At 62.8% G+C, this 22,458-nt stretch carries 22 protein-coding genes; 6 read left to right on the forward strand and 16 right to left on the reverse strand.

Annotated features, from left to right (window positions below; all coding sequences use genetic code 11):
- Positions 1-55 precede the first annotated feature (55 nt).
- The 7 genes from fhmpcd1 to AC0L2A_RS13630 all read right to left on the reverse strand — a co-directional run bounded on the left by fhmpcd1 (position 56) and on the right by AC0L2A_RS13630 (position 6,306).
- The gene (fhmpcd1, locus tag AC0L2A_RS13600) at positions 56-985 is read right to left on the reverse strand and encodes a 5-formyl-3-hydroxy-2-methylpyridine 4-carboxylate 5-dehydrogenase (RefSeq protein WP_473609251.1); all 930 of its coding nucleotides are present in this window, start codon (positions 983-985) and stop codon (positions 56-58) included.
- Complete coding sequence (locus tag AC0L2A_RS13605; protein ID WP_473609232.1) at positions 985-1,605, reverse strand: glutathione S-transferase family protein; 621 nt, start codon at positions 1,603-1,605, stop codon at positions 985-987. The genes fhmpcd1 and AC0L2A_RS13605 overlap by 1 nt, the downstream gene beginning before the upstream one ends.
- A gap of 20 nt (positions 1,606-1,625) precedes the next feature.
- Entirely contained in the window at positions 1,626-2,033 is a 408-nt protein-coding gene (locus tag AC0L2A_RS13610; RefSeq protein WP_473609233.1) for a RidA family protein, read from the reverse strand.
- Between the two features lie 9 nt (positions 2,034-2,042).
- Positions 2,043-3,176, reverse strand: a complete 1,134-nt coding sequence (locus tag AC0L2A_RS13615) for an LVIVD repeat-containing protein (RefSeq protein ID WP_473507493.1) — start codon at positions 3,174-3,176, stop codon at positions 2,043-2,045.
- Positions 3,177-3,248: 72 nt separating this feature from the next.
- Positions 3,249-4,400 (reverse strand): cupin domain-containing protein, encoded by a 1,152-nt coding sequence (locus AC0L2A_RS13620; RefSeq protein WP_473609234.1) that lies wholly within the window; start codon positions 4,398-4,400, stop codon positions 3,249-3,251.
- On the reverse strand, positions 4,333-4,677 hold the full coding sequence (locus AC0L2A_RS13625; RefSeq protein WP_473609236.1) for a hypothetical protein: 345 nt from the start codon (positions 4,675-4,677) through the stop codon (positions 4,333-4,335). The genes AC0L2A_RS13620 and AC0L2A_RS13625 overlap by 68 nt, the downstream gene beginning before the upstream one ends.
- Positions 4,678-6,306 (reverse strand): GMC family oxidoreductase, encoded by a 1,629-nt coding sequence (locus tag AC0L2A_RS13630; RefSeq protein ID WP_473609237.1) that lies wholly within the window; start codon positions 6,304-6,306, stop codon positions 4,678-4,680.
- Between the two features lie 211 nt (positions 6,307-6,517).
- Between AC0L2A_RS13630 and AC0L2A_RS13635 the strand changes: the two genes are divergently transcribed.
- Entirely contained in the window at positions 6,518-7,195 is a 678-nt protein-coding gene (locus AC0L2A_RS13635) for a FadR/GntR family transcriptional regulator (RefSeq protein ID WP_473609238.1), read from the forward strand.
- Positions 7,196-7,241: 46 nt separating this feature from the next.
- The gene (locus tag AC0L2A_RS13640; RefSeq protein WP_473609252.1) at positions 7,242-8,786 is read left to right on the forward strand and encodes a GMC family oxidoreductase; all 1,545 of its coding nucleotides are present in this window, start codon (positions 7,242-7,244) and stop codon (positions 8,784-8,786) included.
- A gap of 70 nt (positions 8,787-8,856) precedes the next feature.
- Here AC0L2A_RS13640 and AC0L2A_RS13645 read toward each other — a convergent pair whose 3' ends face one another.
- From AC0L2A_RS13645 to AC0L2A_RS13670, 6 genes are all read right to left on the reverse strand, one after another.
- Positions 8,857-9,684, reverse strand: coding sequence for an inositol monophosphatase family protein (locus AC0L2A_RS13645; RefSeq protein WP_473609240.1), 828 nt, complete (start codon positions 9,682-9,684; stop codon positions 8,857-8,859).
- Positions 9,674-10,561, reverse strand: coding sequence for a tRNA 2-thiocytidine(32) synthetase TtcA (gene ttcA / locus AC0L2A_RS13650; protein WP_473609241.1), 888 nt, complete (start codon positions 10,559-10,561; stop codon positions 9,674-9,676). The genes AC0L2A_RS13645 and ttcA overlap by 11 nt, the downstream gene beginning before the upstream one ends.
- 137 nt (positions 10,562-10,698) lie before the next feature.
- The gene (gene rpsD / locus AC0L2A_RS13655) at positions 10,699-11,316 is read right to left on the reverse strand and encodes a 30S ribosomal protein S4 (RefSeq protein ID WP_023798277.1); all 618 of its coding nucleotides are present in this window, start codon (positions 11,314-11,316) and stop codon (positions 10,699-10,701) included.
- Positions 11,317-11,674: 358 nt separating this feature from the next.
- The gene (locus AC0L2A_RS13660) at positions 11,675-11,863 is read right to left on the reverse strand and encodes a DUF3008 family protein (RefSeq protein ID WP_023717374.1); all 189 of its coding nucleotides are present in this window, start codon (positions 11,861-11,863) and stop codon (positions 11,675-11,677) included.
- Positions 11,864-11,925: 62 nt separating this feature from the next.
- Positions 11,926-12,738, reverse strand: a complete 813-nt coding sequence (gene murI, locus AC0L2A_RS13665) for a glutamate racemase (RefSeq protein WP_091591408.1) — start codon at positions 12,736-12,738, stop codon at positions 11,926-11,928.
- Positions 12,739-12,868: 130 nt separating this feature from the next.
- Entirely contained in the window at positions 12,869-13,717 is an 849-nt protein-coding gene (locus AC0L2A_RS13670; RefSeq protein ID WP_287061876.1) for an RNA methyltransferase, read from the reverse strand.
- Between the two features lie 217 nt (positions 13,718-13,934).
- Here AC0L2A_RS13670 and AC0L2A_RS13675 point away from each other — a divergent pair, with 217 nt between their 5' ends.
- Together AC0L2A_RS13675 and AC0L2A_RS13680 are read left to right on the forward strand one after the other, a co-directional pair.
- Positions 13,935-15,146: an NADP-dependent isocitrate dehydrogenase gene (locus AC0L2A_RS13675; protein WP_128168446.1), complete on the forward strand. Its 1,212-nt coding sequence runs from the start codon at positions 13,935-13,937 to the stop codon at positions 15,144-15,146.
- An 8-nt stretch (positions 15,147-15,154) separates the two neighbouring features.
- Positions 15,155-15,781, forward strand: coding sequence for a glutathione S-transferase family protein (locus AC0L2A_RS13680; RefSeq protein ID WP_473609242.1), 627 nt, complete (start codon positions 15,155-15,157; stop codon positions 15,779-15,781).
- Between the two features lie 195 nt (positions 15,782-15,976).
- Here the strand turns inward: AC0L2A_RS13680 and alaS are convergent, their stop codons facing one another.
- Positions 15,977-18,643, reverse strand: a complete 2,667-nt coding sequence (gene alaS / locus AC0L2A_RS13685) for an alanine--tRNA ligase (protein WP_473609244.1) — start codon at positions 18,641-18,643, stop codon at positions 15,977-15,979.
- A gap of 286 nt (positions 18,644-18,929) precedes the next feature.
- Positions 18,930-20,027 (reverse strand): recombinase RecA, encoded by a 1,098-nt coding sequence (recA, locus tag AC0L2A_RS13690; protein ID WP_023798282.1) that lies wholly within the window; start codon positions 20,025-20,027, stop codon positions 18,930-18,932.
- A gap of 273 nt (positions 20,028-20,300) precedes the next feature.
- Between recA and AC0L2A_RS13695 the strand changes: the two genes are divergently transcribed.
- Entirely contained in the window at positions 20,301-21,233 is a 933-nt protein-coding gene (locus AC0L2A_RS13695) for a carbohydrate kinase family protein (protein ID WP_473609245.1), read from the forward strand.
- A 185-nt stretch (positions 21,234-21,418) separates the two neighbouring features.
- On the opposite strand, the gene AC0L2A_RS13700 is transcribed toward AC0L2A_RS13695, so the two are convergent.
- Positions 21,419-21,742: a TfoX/Sxy family protein gene (locus AC0L2A_RS13700; RefSeq protein WP_473609246.1), complete on the reverse strand. Its 324-nt coding sequence runs from the start codon at positions 21,740-21,742 to the stop codon at positions 21,419-21,421.
- A 90-nt stretch (positions 21,743-21,832) separates the two neighbouring features.
- Between AC0L2A_RS13700 and AC0L2A_RS13705 the strand changes: the two genes are divergently transcribed.
- Positions 21,833-22,330 carry a GFA family protein gene (locus AC0L2A_RS13705; RefSeq protein ID WP_473519559.1) on the forward strand — a complete coding sequence of 166 codons (498 nt, stop codon included), beginning with the start codon at positions 21,833-21,835 and terminating at the stop codon, positions 22,328-22,330.
- The last annotated feature ends 128 nt before the right edge of the window (positions 22,331-22,458 follow it).

Consider the following 22,458-nt stretch of genomic DNA (forward strand, 5'->3'; position numbering starts at 1 on the left):
CCAACCGGGTGAAGTCCCCGGCATAGCCAGCCTCATGCCTAACTCGTGCCATCGGCTACTCCCGGCCCTCGAGGATGCGGCGCACCGCGACCAGCTTGCGCGCCCGTTCGCCTTGCAGCGCCCTTATCTGCTCGGGCGTATAGGAGAACATGCCTTCGCCCGACTTGATGCCGAACTTCGATGCACCGGTCTTCTCCAGCACCATCGGCGCGACATCATCCCGATTGGAGAGATCGGCGTTCAGGAACGAAGAGACGGATTTGTAGATATCGAGGCCGGCCATATCGAGCAGCGCCATTGGCCCGATGACGGCGATCTTGTAGCCGATGCCCCAGGATACGCAGGTGTCGAGATCCTCCGGTTCGATGACGCCGCGCTCGACCAGATCCACCGCTTCACGCAGCAGTGCGTAAAGCACGCGATTTTCGACGAAGCCGGGAACGTCTTTCTTCACGACCACCGGCAGCAGCCCGATCGAGCGGATGAGGTCGCGTATCGTCGCCACCGTTTCGGGCGCGGTCTTCTCGCCGCCGATCACCTCGATCATCGGGATGATGTGGGGCGGGTTCGACCAGTGCATGCCGACCATCCTCTCGGGGTGCGAGATATGGGCCTGCAGCTTGGTGATCGGAATACCCGACGTGTCCGAGGCGACGATCACCGAAGAGCCGATCAGCGGGTCGATGGCGCGATAGGTTTCGGCCTTGGTGTCGATATTCTCAGGCACATTCTCGATGACCAGTTCCGCCCCATCGACGGCCTCGGCGATGGTGCGGACGAAGCGCACCGTGCCGGCGCCCGTTGCCGGCACCTTGATGTCGAGACGGTCCAGAACCCCGCCCGCGATGTCGAGCGTGCCGCGGGCGCGTTCGACCGCGACTTCGGAAACATCATACGCCGCCACATCGAGCCCGCCGCGCGGCTTTCGCGCGGCGATGCCCGGACCCATCGTTCCCAGTCCGATGAGAGCGGCGCGCTTGATCATCATGCGGCCTTTGCGGGAGCCGCAGCGATTGCCGCCTTGAAGGCTGGACGAGCGGCGATTGCGGCGACCCAGCGCTCGAGATTGGGCAGCGACGGCCGGTCGATCTTGAAATCGATGCAGCGTTTCAGGATCGGTGCGCAGGCGATGTCGGCAATGGTCAGCTTTCCCAGCGCCAGGAATTCCTTGCCGGCCAGATGCCCGTCGATGATCTTGAGCTGCGCCACCAGGTCCTTGACCTGCTCCTTGTATTCGGCGGTCTGTTCCTCTGGCGTCAGCTTGGCGCCCTTGAAGGCAGCCATATAGCCGGGATTGACCGCCGCCAGCAGAAAATCCATCCAGCGCTCGACCTCTGTCTTTTCCGCAGGGGTGGCGCCATTCAGCCGCTCACCGCCGGATGCCGCGAGATAGCGCAGGATGGTGTTGGACTCCCAGATCACGGTGTCGCCGTCGACCAGCGTCGGGACTTTCGACGTCGGATTAAGCGCCTTGTATTCGGCCGTCTGGGTGTTTTCGAACTGGCGGCCGTAATCTTCGCGCTTGTATGGCGCGCCAAGCTCTTCGAGCATGAAGTGCACCTTTTGAACGTTGCCCGATGTCTGGCGGCCTAAGAGCTTGTACATATCATCTCCTCGATTGTGGCCTACTTGCCGGCTGGCAGCGGCTTGTAGACGATAGCGTCCATTTCGATCTTGGTGTTGATGACGGCCTTTGCCTCCACCGTCGTGCGCGCCAGCACCGCGTCGCCGATCCCTTCGAGAAACGCCTTGTTGTAGCGGCCGAAGTCGCGCGTATCCTCGAGATAGGTGGTGATCCGCACGACATCGGAGAGCGTTGCGCCCTCATCGGCAATGACGCGCGCGATGGTCCTCAGCGTCGCCAGCGTCTCTTCCTCGATCGTGCCGCTGATCATGTTATTGTTCTCGTCCTTCGGCACCTGGCCGGAGACGAAAATGAAATCGCCGGCACGCACCGCCGGATGAAACGGCACGTTCGGATTCTTCTTGCCAATGGCGTAGTGGCTGGCGGATTTTCGCGTGCTGTCGCTCAACCTATCCCCCTAGAGAACGCTGGTTTCGATGATATCGACGCCACGGACGCGGTCGATAAGGTAGACGATGCCGCGATCGTCGATGGTGACGTCGTTGGAAGACGATCGCTCGGCGCCCTCAGGCGCATCGGGCACGAAATGGCCGACCTCCTTGGGTGCGAACGGGTCGGCGATGTCGACCAGCCGCAGCCCCTGGGCGAACCATGCAAACGGAATGATGGTGCCCTTGAACCGCTCGGAAGGCTGATGGCAGCCGGTCATTGGCGGTTGTGGTTCGCCATCCGGGTCGAGGCCAGGCACCTGGAAGGTCGAGATCGGCAGCGGGTTCGTTTCGTCGGTGATGTCGTAGATCCAGGTGAAGGCCGGCGGCGAAGGTCGGAGCTTGGCGACATCCTCGTCCGCCACCACCATGATGTTGCGGCCCTTGAGGGGCTGCGGGATCGGCAGGCATGTGTGCGTGGGATGCGGGAAGCTCGGGCTCGAATTGACATGCGAGACAAGCTTCGGCTTCGAAATGTCGGAAATGTCGAGGATGAACAGGCCGTGATGCCAGTAGCTGACATAGAGCCGGTCGCCCATGCGTAACGGATGGTGGCAGCGCGGCGTGACGTAATCATGCCACGGATACTCTTCGCCGCCGCCAGTCCATTGCCCCGGTATCCACCAGCGTCCGATTTCGACCGGATTTACCGGATCGATCAGGTCGAGGATCATCACGATGTTGCCGACATAGCCGTCGGCAGTCGGCGAGATATAGGCATAGCGGCCGTCATAGTCGTAGCGATGCACGCCATGGCCGCCGGTTATCCACTTCGAGATCAGCCTCGGCTCCGCCGGTCGGGTCGTGTCGTAGAGCGCCAGGCCACCGCCGAAATCGGCCGGGCCCGCATTGCCGAAGCGCTCGTGGTTGATGATCATCAGACCGTCCTGGGCGCGCACCTTGTGCGAGTGCCAGCCGGGCGGAACGTCGATCGTCGCGACCTTCTTGGGATTGCGCGGATCGGAAATGTCGACAAGCGTCGTGCCGCTCGGCGGACGCATGTGGCCGACATAGAGAATGTTGCCGTCGACCCAGACCTGACCACCGCCCGGACAGTCGACATGGCCGATCTGCTTTGTGTTGAACGCCGAAACCAAATGCATCCGCCCTAGCTGCTGAACCGTCTCGTTCGATGTCCGCGCCATTATGGCGGCGCGGACGGTTTCCGCTGCAAACTAGACGATGCGGAGCAGATCGCCGGCCGCGTTGCGGCCCCAGCGCTTGTAGAGCAGCAGCGCCCTCTGTGTCGGCGCATCGGTCGCGCCGAAAAAGATGACCGGCTCGGTCGAGGAGCCATTGACATGCTCGACCCAGCAACCGCCCGGTATGGCGATCGTGTCGAACTGGTTCCAGTCGTAGCGCTTGCCGTCGATCATCGAATGGCCATTGCCGCGGAACGGCGCCAACAGCAGGCTGGCGGTCTCGCGCTGCGGCAGCGTCTTTTCGCCCGGCCGCAACATCTGCACGTAGAAGTTGATCGTGCGGAAGACCGGGCCGCCGGTGGTGGGGTCGACATAGTCGATGACGATGCCTTCATGCGGATCGCCGTCCCAATCCTTGTGCGCGTCGAGGATCGCTTCCATCTTTTCCCAGCGATAGACATACATCGGCGACGACAGGCCGCCGCCGCGCTTGTGGTCGACGAAGCGCGGCATCAGGCCGCCCTCGCCATAGATTCGCTGCGAATAATCGCTCGGAAAACGCGCGGTCTGCACCTTCTTCTCGACTTCCTTGCCGTCGACCATCTCGGTATATTTGTGATCGAAATGCACGGCGTGCAGCGTCTCGACCAGCGGCAGGTCGAGGACCGAAAGGTTGACCGCCTGTTCGCCGCCGACCGTGCCGTGATTGTGCCAGGCGTCGTTCGGCGTCAGCACCATGTCGCCGGGGCCGAAAACCACGTCCTCGCCCTCGACGCCGGTAAAATTGCCCTTGCCGGTCAGGCCAAAACGTATGGCGCTCGGCGAATGCTTGTGCGGCGGCATGATCTCGTCCGGATCATTCAGGCGGTAGGCAGTGTACATGGTGCTGACCGAGGCGCGCTTGGGCGCGAGCCCCGGATTGACCAAGATCAGCGACCGGCGCTCGCTGTCGTCCATGGTCACCAGTTCGGCGGCGCGCTGCAGCAGCGGCTCGATATCGGCATAGGACCAGACGAAGGGGATCGCCTTCGAGGTCGCCATGAGCTGCTTGATCTCGTCGTGATCGACGCCTTCCGACGTCGCCCAGAACGGGAACATATTCTTTTCGTAGAGGGCGTCATAAAGGCCCTTCAGCGCTGCCTTCTTGTTGGTGACGGTAAGGTCTGCCGGTTGCGCCAAGGACATCTCTGACACCTCTCTTCACGAAGAAAATGCGTTTAACCAACTCAACCGTATTCGGATTGGTTTTTCTGGACAATCCCAAAACTGAGAATTTTAAAAATTTTTGGTTGAGTGCTTCTATGGAGGCCGAATGGCCCCAAAAAGGGGCGAAAAAGTCGAAAAGATGCGAGAAAATGGCCGGCGGATCGTACCATTGCGGCCGTGGCAATCGCTCGGCAGCCCAACCAACTCGAATTTTGTTTTCAACCAAAGGAACTTGGTTGAACCCGGGCGACAGCAATCAGGCGGCCATGCTTTGTTCAGCACGGCCGCGGATCAGGTCCGAGGCCTTTTCGGCGATCATGATGACCGCCGCATTGATGTTGCCGCAAACGAGATCCGGCATCACAGAAGCATCCACCGCGCGAAGGCCGGCAACGCCGCGCACCCGTAGTTGCGGGTCGACCACCGACTCCGCGTCGACACCCATGCGGCAGGTGCCGGCCGGATGATGCACAGTGATCGAGGTGTTGCGAATATGCTCATCGATCTCATCGTCGCTCTGGCATTGTGAGCCCGGAAAGAACTCCGAGGCGATGAACGGCGTCATCGACGGTTGTGCAGCGAGGTTGCGCGCGACGCGGAAGCCGGCGCGAAGCGACTGCCAGTCGCGCGGCGAAGACAGGAAATTCTGGTGGATCAGCGGCGCGGCCAACGGGTCGTTCGACGCCAGTTCCACACTCCCCCTGCTCTCCGGCTGGACGGCGACGATGCGGGTCGCAAAGCCATCGGCGAAGGAAGCTTTGAATGGCGGCATGTAAGGCCATGCGGCAAGCGGCGCAGCCGTGAAAAGCAGCTGAACATCCGGCAACGGCCGGCTTGCATCGCTTTTCAGAAACGCCACGACCCCGCCGGGCACATCTCCCGAAAAGCCCTTTCCGGTAAAATAGGTCTTGACGAAATCCAGCCCGATCCGATCGGCCCGCATCATCTTGTGGAATGGCCCCGGCTGCTCGCGCCGATACATCAGAATGACCGAGACATGGTCCTGCAGGTTCTTGCCGACCTGCGGACGGTCTACTTTCGTCTCGATACCATGCGCGGCGAGCTCGCCGCTATCGCCGATCCCCGACAGCATCAGCAACTGCGGCGTGTTGATGACGCCGCCGGCGAGCACGACCTCATGCCGCGCCAGCACCTGGTGGGTCGCGCCGCCCCTGGTATAGGCGATGCCGGTCGCTCGCCCATCCTTCAGCACGATCCGCGTCGCCATCGCGCCGGTCAGCACCTTCACATTGCTGCGGCGCATGGCGGGACGCAGATAGGCTGACGCGGTCGAGCAGCGGCGACCGTTTGCGATCGTCATCTGCAGGCGGCCAAAGCCTTCCTGCACCGGGCCATTGTAATCGTCGGTCTGGGGATATCCGGCATCCCGGCTCGCCGTAGCGAAGGCATCGATCAGTTCGTCCTTGTAGCGGCAGAACTGCGTGTTCAACGGCCCGCTGCCGCCGCGATAGTCGCTCTCGCCCTTTTCCCAGCGCTCCTGCTTCTTGAAATAGGGCAGCACCTTGTCGAATGACCAATCGGTGAGACCGCTGGCCGCCCAGCGATCGTAATCGCCGCGATTGCCGCGCACATAGGCCATGGCGTTGGTGGAGGAGGAGCCGCCGATGACCTTGCCGCGCGCACATTCGACCTTGCGTCCGCCGACATTGGCCTCGGGCTCGCAGAAATACATCCAGTCGTGACGGCGTTCGGTCAGGATCTTACCCCAGCCGAGCGGGATGTGGATCATCGGATCGCGATCCCAGTCGCCAGCTTCCAGGAGCAGCACGGAAACATCAGGATCTTCGCTCAGGCGGTTTGCAAGCACGCAGCCGGCCGACCCGGCTCCGACAACGACATAGTCGAATGTTTCCCCAAACGGCATGCACTGTCCTCGGGAGAAGACGGCCCCGCCGAGATATGAGCCGTCAAAGAAACAACTGCGGTACTCAACCATCGCGCAACTGGTGTTGTCAACCACCGGGCGCAGATGTAGATTGGTTGAGTTGGTTGAGTGCCGTTCTCGTCGATTCCGTGTCACAACTTGATATCGGGACGTCGAGTCGACCGCTGCCGATCAGACAGGAGATTTGGTTTTGAGCGCATTCGAGCCGCAGGTCGTATCTTCGGACCTCGACGACATCATCGCAGCGGTCCGCCTGTTGCAGCAGGGCGGCGGCAAGCTTCCTTCCGAGCGTGACCTTGCCGAACATCTCAACGTGAAACGTCATCAGCTTCGCAAGGCGCTCGAGATGCTGCGCCAATCAGGTGATTTGAAACCGACGCGCGCCAGGCGTGCGCCGACCGCCCTACCCCGATATGGCGAAGAACTTGTCAGGGTAACCAATCCCATCGAGGTTCTGGAGTTGCGCCTGCTCATGGAACCGGGCCTCGCCCGGCTGGCATCGCTGCGCGCCTCCTCGTTCGAGACGGCCCGGATCATCGATGCGGCAACCACGCCGGAGAATGCCTCGTCTGGCGCGGTCGATTTCGCTTTTCATTCCGCCATCGTCGCTGCCGCCCGCAACCATCTTGCCGCCGAATTCTACAAGATGCTGCGCCAGGTCGGGGTCGATGCGCGGGTCAAGGTCGCACGGACCGCAGCACCCACCTGCCCTAAGCGGATCGCCGAGCGCGACGGCGAACATCGTCTGATCGCCGAAGCGATCTCGAAACGCGACCCCGAAGCAGCCGAAGCGGCCATGCGCGCGCATTTGCTATCCGTGCAAAGACGAATCACGGAACGGTCGAATGCCGGCGCTTTTGCGGCATGAGCGTCTCGCTTTCCAGCAAGATAGCCTGCTCGCGGGAACTTTCAAATTGATGCGTCATTTCGACGTGCTAGTCGTCGGCGCCGGATCTGCCGGCTCGGTGGTGGCTAGCCGGCTAAGCGAGGACAGCGCGTGCCAGGTCGGCCTGATCGAAGCCGGGGTCATGCCGTCCGATCCCGATATCGCCGACCCGTTGAAATGGACGATGCTGCAGGGCCGCGCCTATGACTGGGCTTATCGGACGGTGCCGCAACCCTTTACCGCAAACCGCGTCCACGAATGGCCGCGCGGAAAGATCGTCGGCGGTTCCAGCTGCCTGCATGCCATGGCCTATGTACGTGGCCATCCCGATGATTTCCAGCCCTGGGCAGTAGCAGGCGGCGAGCGCTGGTCCTTTTCTGGCTTGTTGCCGGGCTTCGTCCGCAGCGAAGCTTTCACCGCGTTCGATGCGCCGTCGCGCGGCCGCTGCGGACCGTTGGATGTCTATCTGCCGGATGCGGAGGTCAGCCCCGTCGTCCGCGCCTATATCGCCGCTGGACAGGCCATGGGGATCCCCGCCCTGACCGACCACAATAGCGGCGAGCTCGCCGGCACGAGCCCTAATTCGCTGAACATCCGCGCAGGCAAGCGCCTGAGCGTCGCCGACGCCTACCTGCCGCCGGAGGTCATGGTGCGACCGAACCTCGCTCTGCTCACCGCTCACGAGGTCGATCACCTCGTGCTGGAAGGCCAGCGGGCCACGGATGTGGCTGTCGTGCGCGATGGGGGGAGCATGACGATCTCCGCCGACAGGATCGTTCTTTGTGCCGGCGCGGTGTCGTCGCCGCTCATCCTCATGCGATCGGGCATCGGCGATCCGGATACGCTGAAGCGGGCGGGGATTCGCTGTCGTGCCGACCGGCGCGATGTCGGCCGCAATCTGCAGGACCATCTGCTGGCCCTTGGGAACGTCTACATCACGAAAAAGCCGCTGCCCCCGTCGCGCCTGCAGCACTCGGAATCGCTGATGTATCTGCACGGCAGCGACCCGACCCGTTCGACGGGAAGCCCCGATATCGTACTCGCCTGCGTCGTTGCTCCATCGGCCGCAGTGGGCTTGAATGCACCACCCTACGGCTCGGCTTTCACGATACTATGCGGCGTCACCCAGCCGACCAGTCGTGGGCGCATCGCACCGGGCGGGCCGGGCCGAAACGATGCACCGATCATCGATCCGCATTATCTCGAAACCGAACATGACCGGGCCGTTTTCCGGATAGCGCTGAAGACGGCGCGCGCGATTGGCCATCATCGAGCGCTCGACGAGTGGCGCGATGTGGAAGTCCTGCCGGGATCACAGGTGCAGTCGGACGACGAGCTTGATGCTTTCATCGCCAGCGCTGCCTCCACACACCATCATCCTGCCGGCACGTGCAGGATGGGCGGGGATGCCGACGCAGTCGTCGACCCGGATTTGCGGCTGAACGGCTTCGACAACGTCTTCATCGTCGACGCGTCGGTGATGCCGACGATCCCGAGCGGACCCATCAATGCCGCGGTAGTCGCCATAGCGGAAACCTGGGCGTCAGCTCCGCCTAAAGCGCGTCGTGTTTGACCGCCGCATTAGCGCATGATCCCAAATCGGATCGGCCGGGCATGGCCGAATCGGGCCGATCCCAAACGGCCTATTCCGCCCAGAGTTCCCGGCGCAGTTCGCGCCAGCTTGCTTCGTCCGGTGCGACAAGAAGGCCACCGCCGACATGCGAAGGCAGATAGGCGCTGCCGTCGAAACGCGCCGCGTAACCACCTGCCTCGGCATGGATCAGCACACCGGCCAGATGATCCCACGGCATCAGCTTGTTGTAGACGACGAAGTGGGCGTGGCCGCTTGCCAGCAGGCGGTATTCGTGGGCCGCGCAGCGATAGCCGAATTGCGACAAGCATTTCGTCTGGTTGCGCGCCAGCCGTGACCGTTCCGGCTCGGGCATGTATTGCCAGGAGACCGCGCCAGTCATTTGCGAGATTGACGCAGGCTCGGCGACATGCACCTTCTCCAAAGTGCCATGCGCATGCCGTATGTGGCTGCCAGCACCCCTGGCGCCGATCAGCCAGTCCTTGCCGATGGGATCGTGAATGATGCCGGCGACGGTCTCGCCCTTCACCACGACGCCGAGCATGACGCCGAACAGCGGCACGCCTGAGGCGAAATTGAAAGTGCCGTCGACCGGATCGATGACGAAGGCGAGATCGGCTTCGCCGAGGCCCTGGAGCAGCACCGGGTCGTCGGAGCAGGCTTCCTCGCCGACGATCATCGCCTGCGGGTAGCGCTCACGCAGCCTGACGGTGATGAGCCGCTCGGCACTCACATCGGCTTCCGTCACCAGATCGGCTGCCGAGGTCTTCTGGCGGATGTCGCCCTCATCCAGCCGGCGAAAGCGCGGCATGATCTCGGCAATGGCAGCGTCGGACAGAAGCGTGGCGAGCCAGTCGATCGCGGTATCGTCAAATGTCATCGGGAAGGTCTTGCCTTGCGGTCAGGGTCTCGTTGAGGGCGGCGAAATCGAACAGCTTTCTGTCGAGCAGATGCGAGGGCCGCACATTGGTCATGGCGTGGATCATCGTGTCCTTGCGGCCCGGCATGCGCTTTTCCAGGTCGTCGAGCATCGCCTTCATCGCATTGCGCTGCAAGCCGTCCTGGCTGCCGCACAGATCGCACGGGATGATCGGGAACTTCATGGCGCCGGCGAATTTTTCGAGATCGGCCTCGGCGCAATAGGCGAGCGGCCGCAGCACCATGACGTCGCCGTCGTCGTTGAGCAGTTTTGCCGGCATGGCGGCGAGGCGCCCGCCATGCAACAGGTTCATGAAAAATGTCTCGAGAATGTCTTCGCGGTGGTGACCGAGCACCAAAGCCGAGCAGCCCTCCTCGCGCGCGATGCGGTAGAGATGGCCGCGCCTGAGCCGCGAGCACAGCGAACAATAGGTGCTGCCCTGGGGAAGCTTGTCGGTCACCACCGAATAGGTGTCCTGATATTCGATGCGATGCGCAATGGCGTATGTGTTGAGATAATCGGGCAGAATGTGCTTCGGAAAGTTCGGCTGGCCCTGGTCGAGATTGCAGGCCAGCAGGTCGACCGGCAGCAGCCCGCGCCATTTGAGGTCGAGCAGCAACGCAAGCAGGCCGTAGGAATCCTTGCCGCCGGACAAGGCGACCAGCCAGCGTTCGCCGGGCCTGACCATCGAAAAATCGTCGATCGCCTGACGGGCGAGACGCAGCAGCCGCTTGCGCAGCTTGTTGAATTCGACGGAGGACGGCACATCGGCAAACAGCGGATGAAAGCCGCCTGCGGCGTCAGTGATCGGTTCGATTGTTTCTGGCAGCATGTTCATGGCGCGGCGGCCCCAAAAATCCTCGTTGCTGCCCGGAGTAGCGCATCGGCCCGCAAATCGAAATCGATTTTCGGAACCGCAAAGAAAAGGCCGCCTCGAGGGCGGCCTTCGATGATGTCGCAGATGAAAAAAATCGATCAGCGCGAATAGAATTCGACGACCAGGTTCGGTTCCATCTGCACGGCGAAGGGAACATCCGACAGGCCGGGGATGCGCCCGAAGGACGCCGTCATCTTGTTATGGTCGACCTCGATGTAATCAGGCACGTCGCGCTCAGCCAGGCCTACCGATTCCAGGACGATCACCAGCTGCTTCGACTTTTCGCGCACTTCGATGACATCGCCCGGCTTGCAGCGGTACGAGCCGATGTTGACGCGCTTGCCGTTGACATTGATGTGGCCGTGATTGACGAACTGGCGAGCGGCAAAAATGGTCGGCACGAACTTGGCGCGGTAGACGACCGCGTCGAGACGCGACTCGAGCAGGCCGATCAGGTTCTCCGAGGTGTCGCCCTTGCGGCGGTTCGCCTCTTCATAGACCTTGCGGAACTGCTTTTCCGACACGTCGCCGTAGTGACCCTTCAGCTTCTGCTTGGCACGCAGCTGCAGCCCGAAATCGGAAAGCTTGCCCTTGCGGCGCTGGCCGTGCTGGCCGGGACCGTATTCGCGCTTGTTGACCGGGGATTTTGGGCGGCCCCAGATGTTTTCGCCGAGACGGCGGTCGATCTTGTATTTCGCGGATTCGCGCTTGCTCATCGCATTCCCTTTCAAAAAGACACACCCGGCACCTCATGGTCCGGGTGAAGGAAACGCGCCCTCCTCTGGCCCCCGTTTTCGAGACCTGACAGGGTTCTCCCACGCAACGCGGCGGAAAACCCACGGGACACGTCATTCTAGACAAGACTCCGGAAGAATATAGCGGCTTCCCAAATGTCTTGCACACATAAAGAAACCACCGGACATTGCGGCCCGGTGTTGGTGGGCTGATTAGACGGAGATTCAACTGGTGTCAAGCTCGCCACTGGCGTCGGTGATGGCAGCCGCAGTTCCCCCGCGCGGACTGCTGACCGCGGCTATCCAACCATGGGACCGGACCTCGGGTGCGGACGAGCGGCTAGTGTTTCGATTTCTTCTCCGGCAGGCCCTTGCGCTTGGTCTCGGCGAACTCCTCGAGCTGCTTTTCGCTCATCGACTTGTACATTCCCTTCGAAGCGCCTTTCAGCTCGCTCTTCTTGGTCTCGCCACGCTTGGCGGACAATGCCGCGCCGGCGGCTTTCTGCTGGGCTTTTGAAGTGGCTGGCATGATCGTTTCTCCCGTCTTGCGATGCGGGAAAAACGCACCGGTCGGGGTGATGTTCCCAGATATCAGGAAATCGCCAGCCCAAACCCCTGCATCAGGCGGCGAGTCGGGAAATCGACCCGCTTCGAGGTGAAGACAGCGAGGTCGGCGCCTTCCGGCAACGCCTCGCCGCGGTGGCTGGCCTCGGCATGCGCGAGCAGCGAGAGCGCCCGCCGTGCGATCGCCTCGGCGGGATCGAGCCAATCGACCGGCCAGGGTGCCGTCTTGCGCATGCGATTGGCCAGAAAGGGATAGTGGGTGCAGGCAAGCACGACGATGTCGGTCCGCAGTTCGTCATGTTCGATGAAGCACGGCGCGATCTCGGCACGCACCGCCTCTTCATCGACAAAGCCATCGCGCATATAGACTTCGGCCAGTCCCGCCAGACTATCGCTGCCAACCAGGCGGACATGGCATTTCTGCGCCCATTTGCCGATCAGGTCGCGGGTATACTGGCGTTTGACGGTGCCGGGCGTCGCCAGCACCGAAACCAGCCCGGAGCGCGTGCGTTCCGCCGCCGGCTTGATCGCCGGCACCGTGCCGACGAAAGGATGACCGGGAAATCTTTCGCGCAACGCATCGATGACCAGCGTCGAGGCGGTGTTGCAGGCGATGACCGAAATGGCCGGCGAAAAACGGTCGAGCAGCTTGCCGAACAGCTCCAGCACATGTGCCCTCAGTGCCGCTTCCTCCCAAGCCCCGTAAGGGAAGGCCGCGTCGTCGGCGACATAGACGAAGCGGCGGTCGGGCATCAGCACCCGCGCTTCGCGCAGCACCGTCAGGCCGCCGATGCCGGAATCGAACATCAGGATCGGGCGAGCGCTTGAAGGATCGGTCATTGTCATCGTCTACAGGAGAAGGCGGAGAAGGCTGCGGGCCCGCGGCGGGAAGATGGTCTAGGTCTGATCCATCATTTTTGGGATGATGGACCACAGCAAATAACATTCGGTTACGGCTAGAGCCTGTCTCTCAGGCCTGGTCCTTGTCTGTCGCCTTGGCGGCGCGGGCCGCTGCCGGAAGCCGCCTTGGATCATCGCCCGGCGATCCGTCGCCGCGCGGCATGGCCGGCGAAAACCTGTCCAGCGATGATATTATGCCGCGCAGCACCTTGAGCTCCGGCTCGGCGAAGCCGGCGCGCGTCAGCACCGCGCGCAGGTTGTCGACCATTTTCGGCTTCTTCGCCGCCGGGCGGAAATAGCCGCGCGCTTCGAGCGCGCCTTCCAGATAGGCGAACAGGCCGTGCAACTGTTCCTTGGTCGCCGGCATCATGTCGGGGCTGGAAAAATTGGTTTTGGTCTCGTCTTCCAGGCCCGACTTCATCCACTCATAGGACATCAGCAAGGCGGCTTGGGCGATGTTGAGCGAGGAGAAGGCGGGATCGACCGGGAAGGTGACGATCTCGTCGGCGAGGCCGACCTCGTCATTGTAGAGCCCGAACCGCTCGCGGCCGAACAGGATGCCGGTGCGCTGTCCGGATCGCTGGCGCGCTCTCAGCGCCCTGCCCGCCTCGACCGGTCCGCGCACCGGTTTGAAATTATCGCGCGCGCGCGCCGTGGTGGCGAAGACGAAGTTCAGGTCGGCGACCGCCGAGGCCAGATCGTCATATACTCCAGCGGCATCGATGACGTGGTCGGCGCGGCTCGCGGCAGCGCGCGCCTTTTCGCTCGGCCAGCCGTCGCGCGGATTGACGAGGCGCAGTTCGGACAGACCGAAATTCGCCATGGCGCGCGCGACCATGCCGATATTCTCGCCGAGCTGCGGCTCGACCAGGATGATCGCCGGGCCGGTGGCAGGAAGGATGTCGTTGCTGGCTTGCATTGTCTCAATGAACTGCTGTTTGCGGCATTTCAGCGTCCCCTGCCATATCCGGCCGCGAAAATGAAGCTTTGGCAGGCAACGCCCGATGCCAGGGGCGAGCCCGCTGGCGCGGATCGCCGTTTGCGCGGCCAAAAATGCTTTGATATACGGGCCGCATCCCCGGCCAAAGCCATGCGGGCAAGGCCGTTCCGATCCCCAACAATGAGGCATTCTTTCCATGGCGAAGATCAAGGTGGCGAACCCGGTCGTCGAACTCGACGGCGACGAGATGACCCGCATCATCTGGCAGTTCATCAAGGACAAGCTGATCCACCCCTATCTCGACCTCAAGCTTGAATATTACGACCTCAGCGTTGAGCATCGCGACGCCACCAACGACCAGGTGACCATCGATTCGGCCAATGCCATCAAGAAGCATGGCGTCGGCGTGAAATGCGCGACGATCACCCCCGACGAGCAGCGTGTCGAGGAATTCGGGCTGAAGAAGATGTGGAAGTCGCCGAACGGCACCATCCGCAACATCCTCGGCGGCACCATCTTTCGCGAGCCGATCATCATGAAGAACGTGCCGCGGCTGGTGCCCGGCTGGACCAAGCCGATCATCGTCGGCCGTCATGCCTTCGGCGACCAGTACCGCGCCACCGACTTCCGCTTCCCCGGCAAGGGCAAGCTGACGATCAAGTTCGTCGGCGAGGACGGCCAGGTGATCGAGCATGACGTGTTCGAGGCGCCGGCCGCCGGCGTCGCCATGGCCATGTACAATCTCGACGACTCGATCCGCGAATTCGCCCGCGCCTCGCTCAATTACGGCCTGCTGCGCAACTACCCGGTCTACCTCTCGACCAAGAACACCATCCTCAAGGCCTATGACGGCCGCTTCAAGGACATTTTCCAGGAAGTCTACGAGGCAGAGTTCGAAGCCGAGTTCAAAGCCAAGAAGCTCTGGTACGAGCACCGGCTGATCGATGACATGGTTGCCTCCAGCCTGAAATGGTCGGGCGGCTATATCTGGGCCTGCAAGAACTATGATGGCGACGTTCAGTCGGACACCGTGGCGCAAGGTTTTGGGTCGCTCGGCCTGATGACCTCGGTGCTGATGACGCCGGACGGCAAGACGGTGGAGGCGGAGGCGGCGCACGGCACCGTTACCCGTCATTATCGGCAGCACCAGAAGGGCGAGGAAACCTCGACCAATTCGATCGCCTCGATCTTCGCCTGGACGCGTGGCCTGGCGCACCGCGCCAAACTCGACGACAATGCCGAGCTGATGCGTTTTGCCGAGACGCTGGAAAAAGTCTGCATCCAGACCGTCGAAGCCGGCTTCATGACCAAGGATCTGTCGCTGCTGATCGGTCCCGACCAGCCATGGCTTTCGACCACCGGCTTCCTCGACAAGATCGACGAGAATCTGCAGAAGGCGATGGCCTGACCAGCGTTGTGAGCAGGCCCGTCGTCTACGGGGCGGACTACAGCGTCTATGTGCGCATCGTCCGCCTCGCACTCGAGGAAAAAGGCATCGGCTACGAACTCGTGCCGGTCGACATCTTTGCGGCGGACGGCATTCCGGGCTGGTATCTCGACCATCAGCCGTTCGGCCGCATCCCGGCCTTCGAGCATGACGGGTTCCGCCTCCACGAGACCGGCGCGATCGCCCGCTATGTCGACGAAGCGTTCGACGGCCCGGCGTTGCAACCGATCGAAGCCCGGCCTCGCGCACGTATGAACCAGATCATCGGCATGCTTGACGCCTATGCCTATCGAGCCATGGTCTGGGATGTCGCCGTCGAGCGTCTGGAGAAAACAACGCCCGACGAGGCTTTGATCGCCAATGGGCTTCTGCAGGCGGCGACAGTACTTCGCGCACTCACCTCACTGAAAGCCGCCGGGCCGTGGCTGCTGGGCGAGCAACTGACGCTGGCCGACCTGCATGCAGCACCCATCATCGGCTATTTCGTCAAGGTCACTGAGGGACAAAACCTGCTGGCCGAGTTCGCCGATATTCGGGACTGGTGGGCTCGCATCGCCGGACGGGAGAGTTTTGCGAAGACCGAAAAGGCTGGGTGACAGCAGGGGCCCGTGCCTGCCCGCTGGTGCGGCGCTCCCCTTGTCCCCCTTGTGGGAGAAGGTGGCCTCGCGAAGCGAGGTCGGATGAGGGGTGTTCCAGCTTGGCACCAACAGCACTCCGGCCAGCACCCCTCATCCGTCTTGGCGCTGCGCGCCAATCCACCTTCTCCCACAAGGGGAGAAGGCAAGACCCGATCAGGCCGCCTCCAGAGCCGCCTTCACCGCAGCGATCGCGTCTTCGGCCCTCGAGGCGTCCGGGCCGCCGGCCTGGGCCATGTCAGGCCGACCGCCGCCGCCCTGCCCGCCCAATGCCGCGGACGCTACGCGGACCAGATCGACAGCGCTGAAGCGGCCGGTCAGGTCGTCGGTGACGCCGACCACGACGCTGGCCTTGTTGTCCTCGCCGGCGCCGACGAAGACGACGACGCCGGAGCCGAGCGACTTCTTGCCGGCATCGGCCAACGGCTTCAAATCCTTCGGCGCGACGCCCGATACCGCCTTGCCGAGGAAACCGACACCGGCAATGGTCTCGTTCTCGGCAGGCACGCCGGCTGGCGAGCGGTCGCCCAGCGCCAGTTTCTTGCGCGCTTCGGTCAGTTCTTTCTCGAGCTTCTTGCGCTCGTCCAACAGCGCTTCGACGCGTGCCGGCACGTCGGCCGGCGAGATCTTCAACGCCGCCGCAGTGGCCTTCAGCCGTTTGTCCTGCTCGTCGAGATGCTTTCTGGCCGCCTCTCCGGTCAGCGCCTCGATGCGCCGCACGCCGGCAGCGACTGCACTGTCCGACACGATGCGCACCAGACCGATGTCGCCGGTCGCCCTGACATGCGTGCCGCCGCATAGCTCGACCGAATAAGGCCGGTTGGCCCTGGCCCCATGCAAGCCCGTGCCCATCGAAACGACGCGCACCTCGTCGCCATATTTTTCGCCGAACAGCGCCATGGCGCCTTCGGCGATGGCATCGTCGACCGACATCAGCCGCGTGGTGACCGGGCTGTTCTGGACGACGATCTCGTTCGCCATCCGCTCGACCTCTTCGATCTCGTCAGGCGAGATCGGCTTGTTGTGCGAGATGTCGAAGCGCAGACGCTCGGGCGCGACCAGTGAGCCCTTCTGCGCGACATGGGTGCCGAGCACCTCGCGCAGCGCTTCGTGGATCAGATGCGTCGCGGAATGGTTCGCGCGCAGCCTGGAGCGGCGCGCATGGTCGACCTTCAGTTCGACGGTCGCGCCCGTGTCGACCGTGCCGTCGGCCACCTTGCCGAGATGCACGAAAAGCCCGTCGGCCTTCTTCTGCGTATCGGAGATCTCGATTGAGAACCCTTCGCCTGAAATGACGCCGGTATCACCCACCTGGCCGCCGGATTCGCCATAGAACGGCGTCTGGTTGACGACCACGGCAACCGCCTCGCCGTTGGCGGCGCTGTCGACGATCTTGCCGTCCCTGACCAGCGCCTGGATAAGGCCTTCCGCCTGCTCAGTCTCGTAGCCGAGGAACTCGGTGGCGCCATGCTTCTCGCGCACCGGGAACCACACTGTTTCGGTCGCGGCCTCGCCGGAACCAGCCCAGCTCTTGCGCGCCTCGGCCTTCTGCTGCTCCATCGCATTGGTGAAGCCGGCAAGATCGACCGAGATGTTGCGCTGACGCAGCGCGTCCTGCGTCAGATCGAGCGGAAAGCCATAGGTGTCGTAGAGCTTGAAGGCGGTCTCGCCATCCAGCATGTCGCCGGCACCCAGCTTTTCCGTAGCCTCCGAAAGCAGGCCCAAGCCGCGCACCAGCGTCTTGCGGAAACGGGTTTCTTCAAGCTTAAGCGTCTCGGTGATCATCTGTTCGCCGCGCACCAGTTCCGGATAGGCCTGGCCCATCTCGCGCACCAGCGCCGGCACCAGCCGCCACATCAGCGGATCACCGGCGCCCAAAAGCTGCGCGTGGCGCATGGCGCGGCGCATGATGCGACGCAGCACGTAGCCGCGGCCCTCATTGGACGGCAGCACGCCGTCGGCCACCAGAAAGCAGGACGAACGCAGATGGTCGGCGATGACGCGGAACGATCCGACGGTGTCGGCATCCGGACCGCGGCCGAGCGCGGATGACGCGGCCTCGATCAGGTGACGGAACAGGTCGGTCTCGAAGACGCTCTCGACCCCTTGCAGAATGGAGGCCATGCGCTCCAGGCCCATGCCGGTGTCGATCGACGGGCGCGGCAGGTCGATGCGCTCATCCTTCGTCACCTGTTCATACTGCATGAACACCAGGTTCCAGAATTCAAGGAAACGGTCGCCATCCTCCTCGGGGCTGCCGGGAGGGCCGCCCCAGATGTGCTCGCCACGGTCTATGAAGATCTCCGAGCACGGACCGCAAGGTCCGGTGTCGCCCATCGCCCAGAAATTGTCCGAGGTCGGAATGCGGATGATGCGATCGTCGGAAAAGCCGGCGATCTTCTTCCAGTAGCCGGCAGCCTCGTCGTCGGTGTGATAGACCGTGACCAGCAGCTTGTCCTTCTTCAACCCGAACTCCCTGGTGATCAGGTTCCAGGCAAGCTCGATGGCACGCTCCTTGAAATAGTCGCCGAACGAGAAATTACCGAGCATCTCGAAGAAGGTCAGGTGGCGCGCGGTGTAGCCGACATTGTCGAGGTCGTTGTGCTTGCCGCCGGCGCGAACACTCTTCTGAGCCGTCGTGGCACGCGAATAGGGTCGCTTTTCCAGGCCGGTGAAAACGTTCTTGAACTGCACCATGCCGGCATTGGTGAACATCAGTGTCGGGTCGTTGCGCGGCACCAGCGGGCTCGACGCGACGACCTCGTGACCCTCCTTGCGGAAATAGTCGAGGAATGTCGACCGGATCTCGTTCACGCCACTCATGAATACTGCCTTTTAGCTTTTAGAGAGAGCCGCCGGCGCGGCCGACGGCAAATGGACATGGCCTTTTAGCCGCCGCGTTGCACCCTGTCCAGAAACACGGAATTGGGCCAATTTGCGGGGCTTGCCGGTCATCTCGTTGCCGGCCTGCCGGTCATCTCGGCGCCACCGCTGAAACGCAAACCGCCGGCGCTAGGCCGGCGGTTCGAACGCAACAATACAGAACTCGATTACACAGGCTGGAGGTGATGAGCCGGAATCATGGCCAAACTCCGACCAATGCCGAAGCCTACATGGCGCCGGCTTCGTCCTCGAAACCGTCGTCTCCGCCTTCGGAACCACCATTCTCGAGGAACTTTTCCGCAATCAGCCCGGCATTCTGCCGTAGTGCCAATTCGATCTCGCGCGCCGTGTCGGGATTGTCGCGCAGGAACAGTTTTGCGTTCTCGCGGCCCTGGCCGAGACGCTGCGAATTGTAGGAGAACCAGGCGCCCGACTTTTCGACCACGCCGGCCTTGACGCCGAGGTCGACCAGCTCGCCGGTCTTGGACACGCCCTCGCCATACATGATATCGAACTCGACCACCTTGAAGGGCGGCGCCAGCTTGTTCTTGACCACCTTGACGCGGGTCTGGTTGCCGACGACCTCGTCGCGGTCCTTGACCGAGCCGATGCGGCGAATGTCGAGGCGCACCGAAGCGTAGAATTTCAGCGCGTTGCCGCCGGTCGTGGTCTCCGGCGAACCGAACATGACGCCGATCTTCATGCGGATCTGGTTGATGAAGATGACCATGGTGTTGGAGCGCGAGATCGAGGCGGTCAGCTTGCGCAGCGCCTGGCTCATCAGGCGGGCCTGCAGGCCGGGCAGCGAATCGCCCATCTCGCCTTCGATTTCGGCGCGCGGCGTCAGCGCCGCGACCGAATCGACCACCAGCACGTCGATGGCGCCGGAACGCACCAGCGTGTCGCAGATCTCCAGCGCCTGCTCGCCGGTATCGGGCTGCGAGATCAAGAGGTTTTCGAGGTCGACGCCGAGCTTGCGGGCATAGACCGGGTCGAGAGCGTGCTCGGCATCGACAAAGGCGCAGATGCCGCCCTTCTTCTGGGCCTCCGCCACAGTGTGCAGCGCCAGCGTCGTCTTGCCCGAGCTTTCCGGCCCGTAGATCTCGATGATGCGGCCGCGCGGCAGGCCGCCGACGCCGAGCGCGATGTCGAGGCCAAGCGAACCGGTCGGCACCGTTTCGATCTCGACGACCTGCTCGTTTGCGCCGAGCCGCATGATCGAGCCCTTGCCGAAGGCACGCTCGATTTGCGACAGCGCCGCATCCAGAGCCTTTGATTTGTCCACCGTTTTGTCCTCTACAAGCCGCAAAGAATTCTGAGCCATGATACATCACCCCTTGGTCGTCAATGAAGGCCGGACAATCCGTAATCCCTATCAATTTGTACCTTTTTTGTTCTCGATTGGCAAGGGGATACAACCGATTGAAAAACCAACAATATCCGGATTTGTTCTATTTTTGTTTCGCGTTTTCACCCAAGATGCATCCCGGCTTCACCCGCAGGATTCTGCTAGGCATCTTCCGAATCGCGCCTCCGGTTGCCGGGTTCCGCCTGGCAACCTAGTCTCACCGGGAACAGCAAAGGTCATCTCATCGGCATGATGAAGTCGCCGACAGTCCTGGCCGTAGGCGGCGCCTATATCGAGCGGCGCGGCCAGGTTTTGGGCGCCTTCGTGCCGGCGGCGTCGAACCCCGGCACGATGCACGAGGAAGTCGGCGGCGCCGTCTTCAATGCGCTGCGCTGCGCCGTGCGCCGCGGCGTCTCCGGTTCGCTGCTTTCGGTGCGCGGCGGCGATGTTCCGGCCGATACGGTCTCGCGCGCCATTGCTGTGGCGGGGATTGCCGATCTGTCGGTGGTGTTCCTAGATCGCACGACGCCGAGCAACACGACGATAATCGACGGCGACGGCGCGCTGATCGCCGGCCTCGCCGACATGGCGCTCTACGACCTGGCGCTTGCCAAGCAGATCCGCCGTGCCAAGGTGCACGAGGCAATCAGCACTGCCGATGCAGTCCTTTGCGACGCAAACCTGCCGTCGGCGGCGCTCGAGCGGCTGGTAGCGCTTGCAGCCGACAAGCCCGTGTTTGCACTTGCCGTTTCGCCCAGCAAGGCGGCGCGGCTCGCGCCGGTGCTGGGCAGTCTGGCGCTGGCCTTCATGGACCGGCGCGAGGCCGGCGCGCTCGCCGCTGTCGGTATCGACGCTGCGGAGCAAGATATCATCGACGGCCTGAGGCGTGCGGGCCTCAGAGGCGGCGGGGTCACCGCTGGCGACGGTCCAGTGCTCGGTTTCGACGAAACCGACGCGTTTTCGATCTCTCCGCCTACGTCACAAAAGCCGGCGGATGCGACCGGCGCCGCCGATGCGCTGGCGGGCGCAACGATCGCCGCCCTGCTGCGCGGCCTGACGCTGCGCGTGGCGCTGCGCGAAGGCGTTGCCGCAGCAATCCTCGCCGTCGAGAGCGCCACCTTCACGAGCGCTATCTTTGCCGAGGCGCTGGCATTCGTGCCCGAGGCGCGCGACCTGGCTTGAACCCCCGGATGTTGGCGCCGCCCCTCAACCCCCTGCCGGGACCTTCTCCCCGTAAAGGACGGGGAGAAGGGGCTTGGCCGCGACGCCGGCGACCCCTCTCCCCGTCCTTCACGGGGAGAGGGTAAGGGTGATGGGCAGCGCCGACCTGAAACGATTATCTTAAACTGAGCGGCTAGCGGACACAGCTACTTGCCGGCCCGCAGCCCCGCCTCATAGGCCAGGCGTGCCCAGGCCGCCATCTCATCCGGATCGTCGAAGGCGCTGTCGGGAACGCTCCAATACGGCATCGACACCAGCTTGCCGTGCCGCGACCCCGTATAGGTCCATTGCCGGCAGCCGGCCGCCTCGAATTCGGGCGCGCTTTCCGCATCGGCTTTCAGCATCAATTCGTCACGAATGACGATGGCGACGATCACGCCGTCGAAATAGATGCCCTTGCCGCCGAACATCTTGCGAATGCTGACCGGTCCGAGGCCTTCGAAAAGTTCGGCAATGCGTTCATTGTCCATGCCGCGATCATGTCACCCGGATTTCCCCTTGTCACCGCCGCAGCCGGCGCCATCCTGACAAGTTGAAAGCCAATTTCGTCGGAGTTTTTCATGCCGCTTCTGCTCAAAGGCTCCTGCCGGTGCAATGCCGTCCGCTTCGAGGTGGAAAGCCACACGCCGGTGCCGTTCATGCTGTGCTACTGCTCGATCTGCCGCAAGCAGCAGGGCGGCGGTGGCTTTGCCATCAATCTCGGTGCCGATTTCGAGACGCTGAAAATCAAGGGCAAGCGCCATCTTGGCGTCTACCAGGCCGAGATCGAGGACGACGAGCATCCGCAATGCGAGATCTCGTCAGGCGAGCGAAATTTCTGCAAAAAATGTGGTTCGGCACTGTGGCTCTATGACCGGACCTGGCCGGAGCTGGTCCACCCCTTCGCCTCGGCGATCGACACAGACCTGCCAAAACCACCTGAAAAGGTGCACCTCATGCTGAAATACAAGGCGAACTGGGTCGAGCCCGAAATCGGCAAGGGCGACAAGGTCTTCGACGTCTATCCCGAGGAATCGATCGCAGACTGGCACAAACGAACGGGAATGTGGGTGGATTAGCATTTCTTCGCCCCGTTTACGGCAGGGCAATCGCACGTGGGTAAGTGCCCCCACACCCCCCATTACAACCCCAAATGGGATGGCGATTAGGGGGCATAACAACAAAACCCCCGCGGGGGAGCGGGGGC

Source organism: Mesorhizobium sp. WSM4844 (assembly GCF_055811775.1).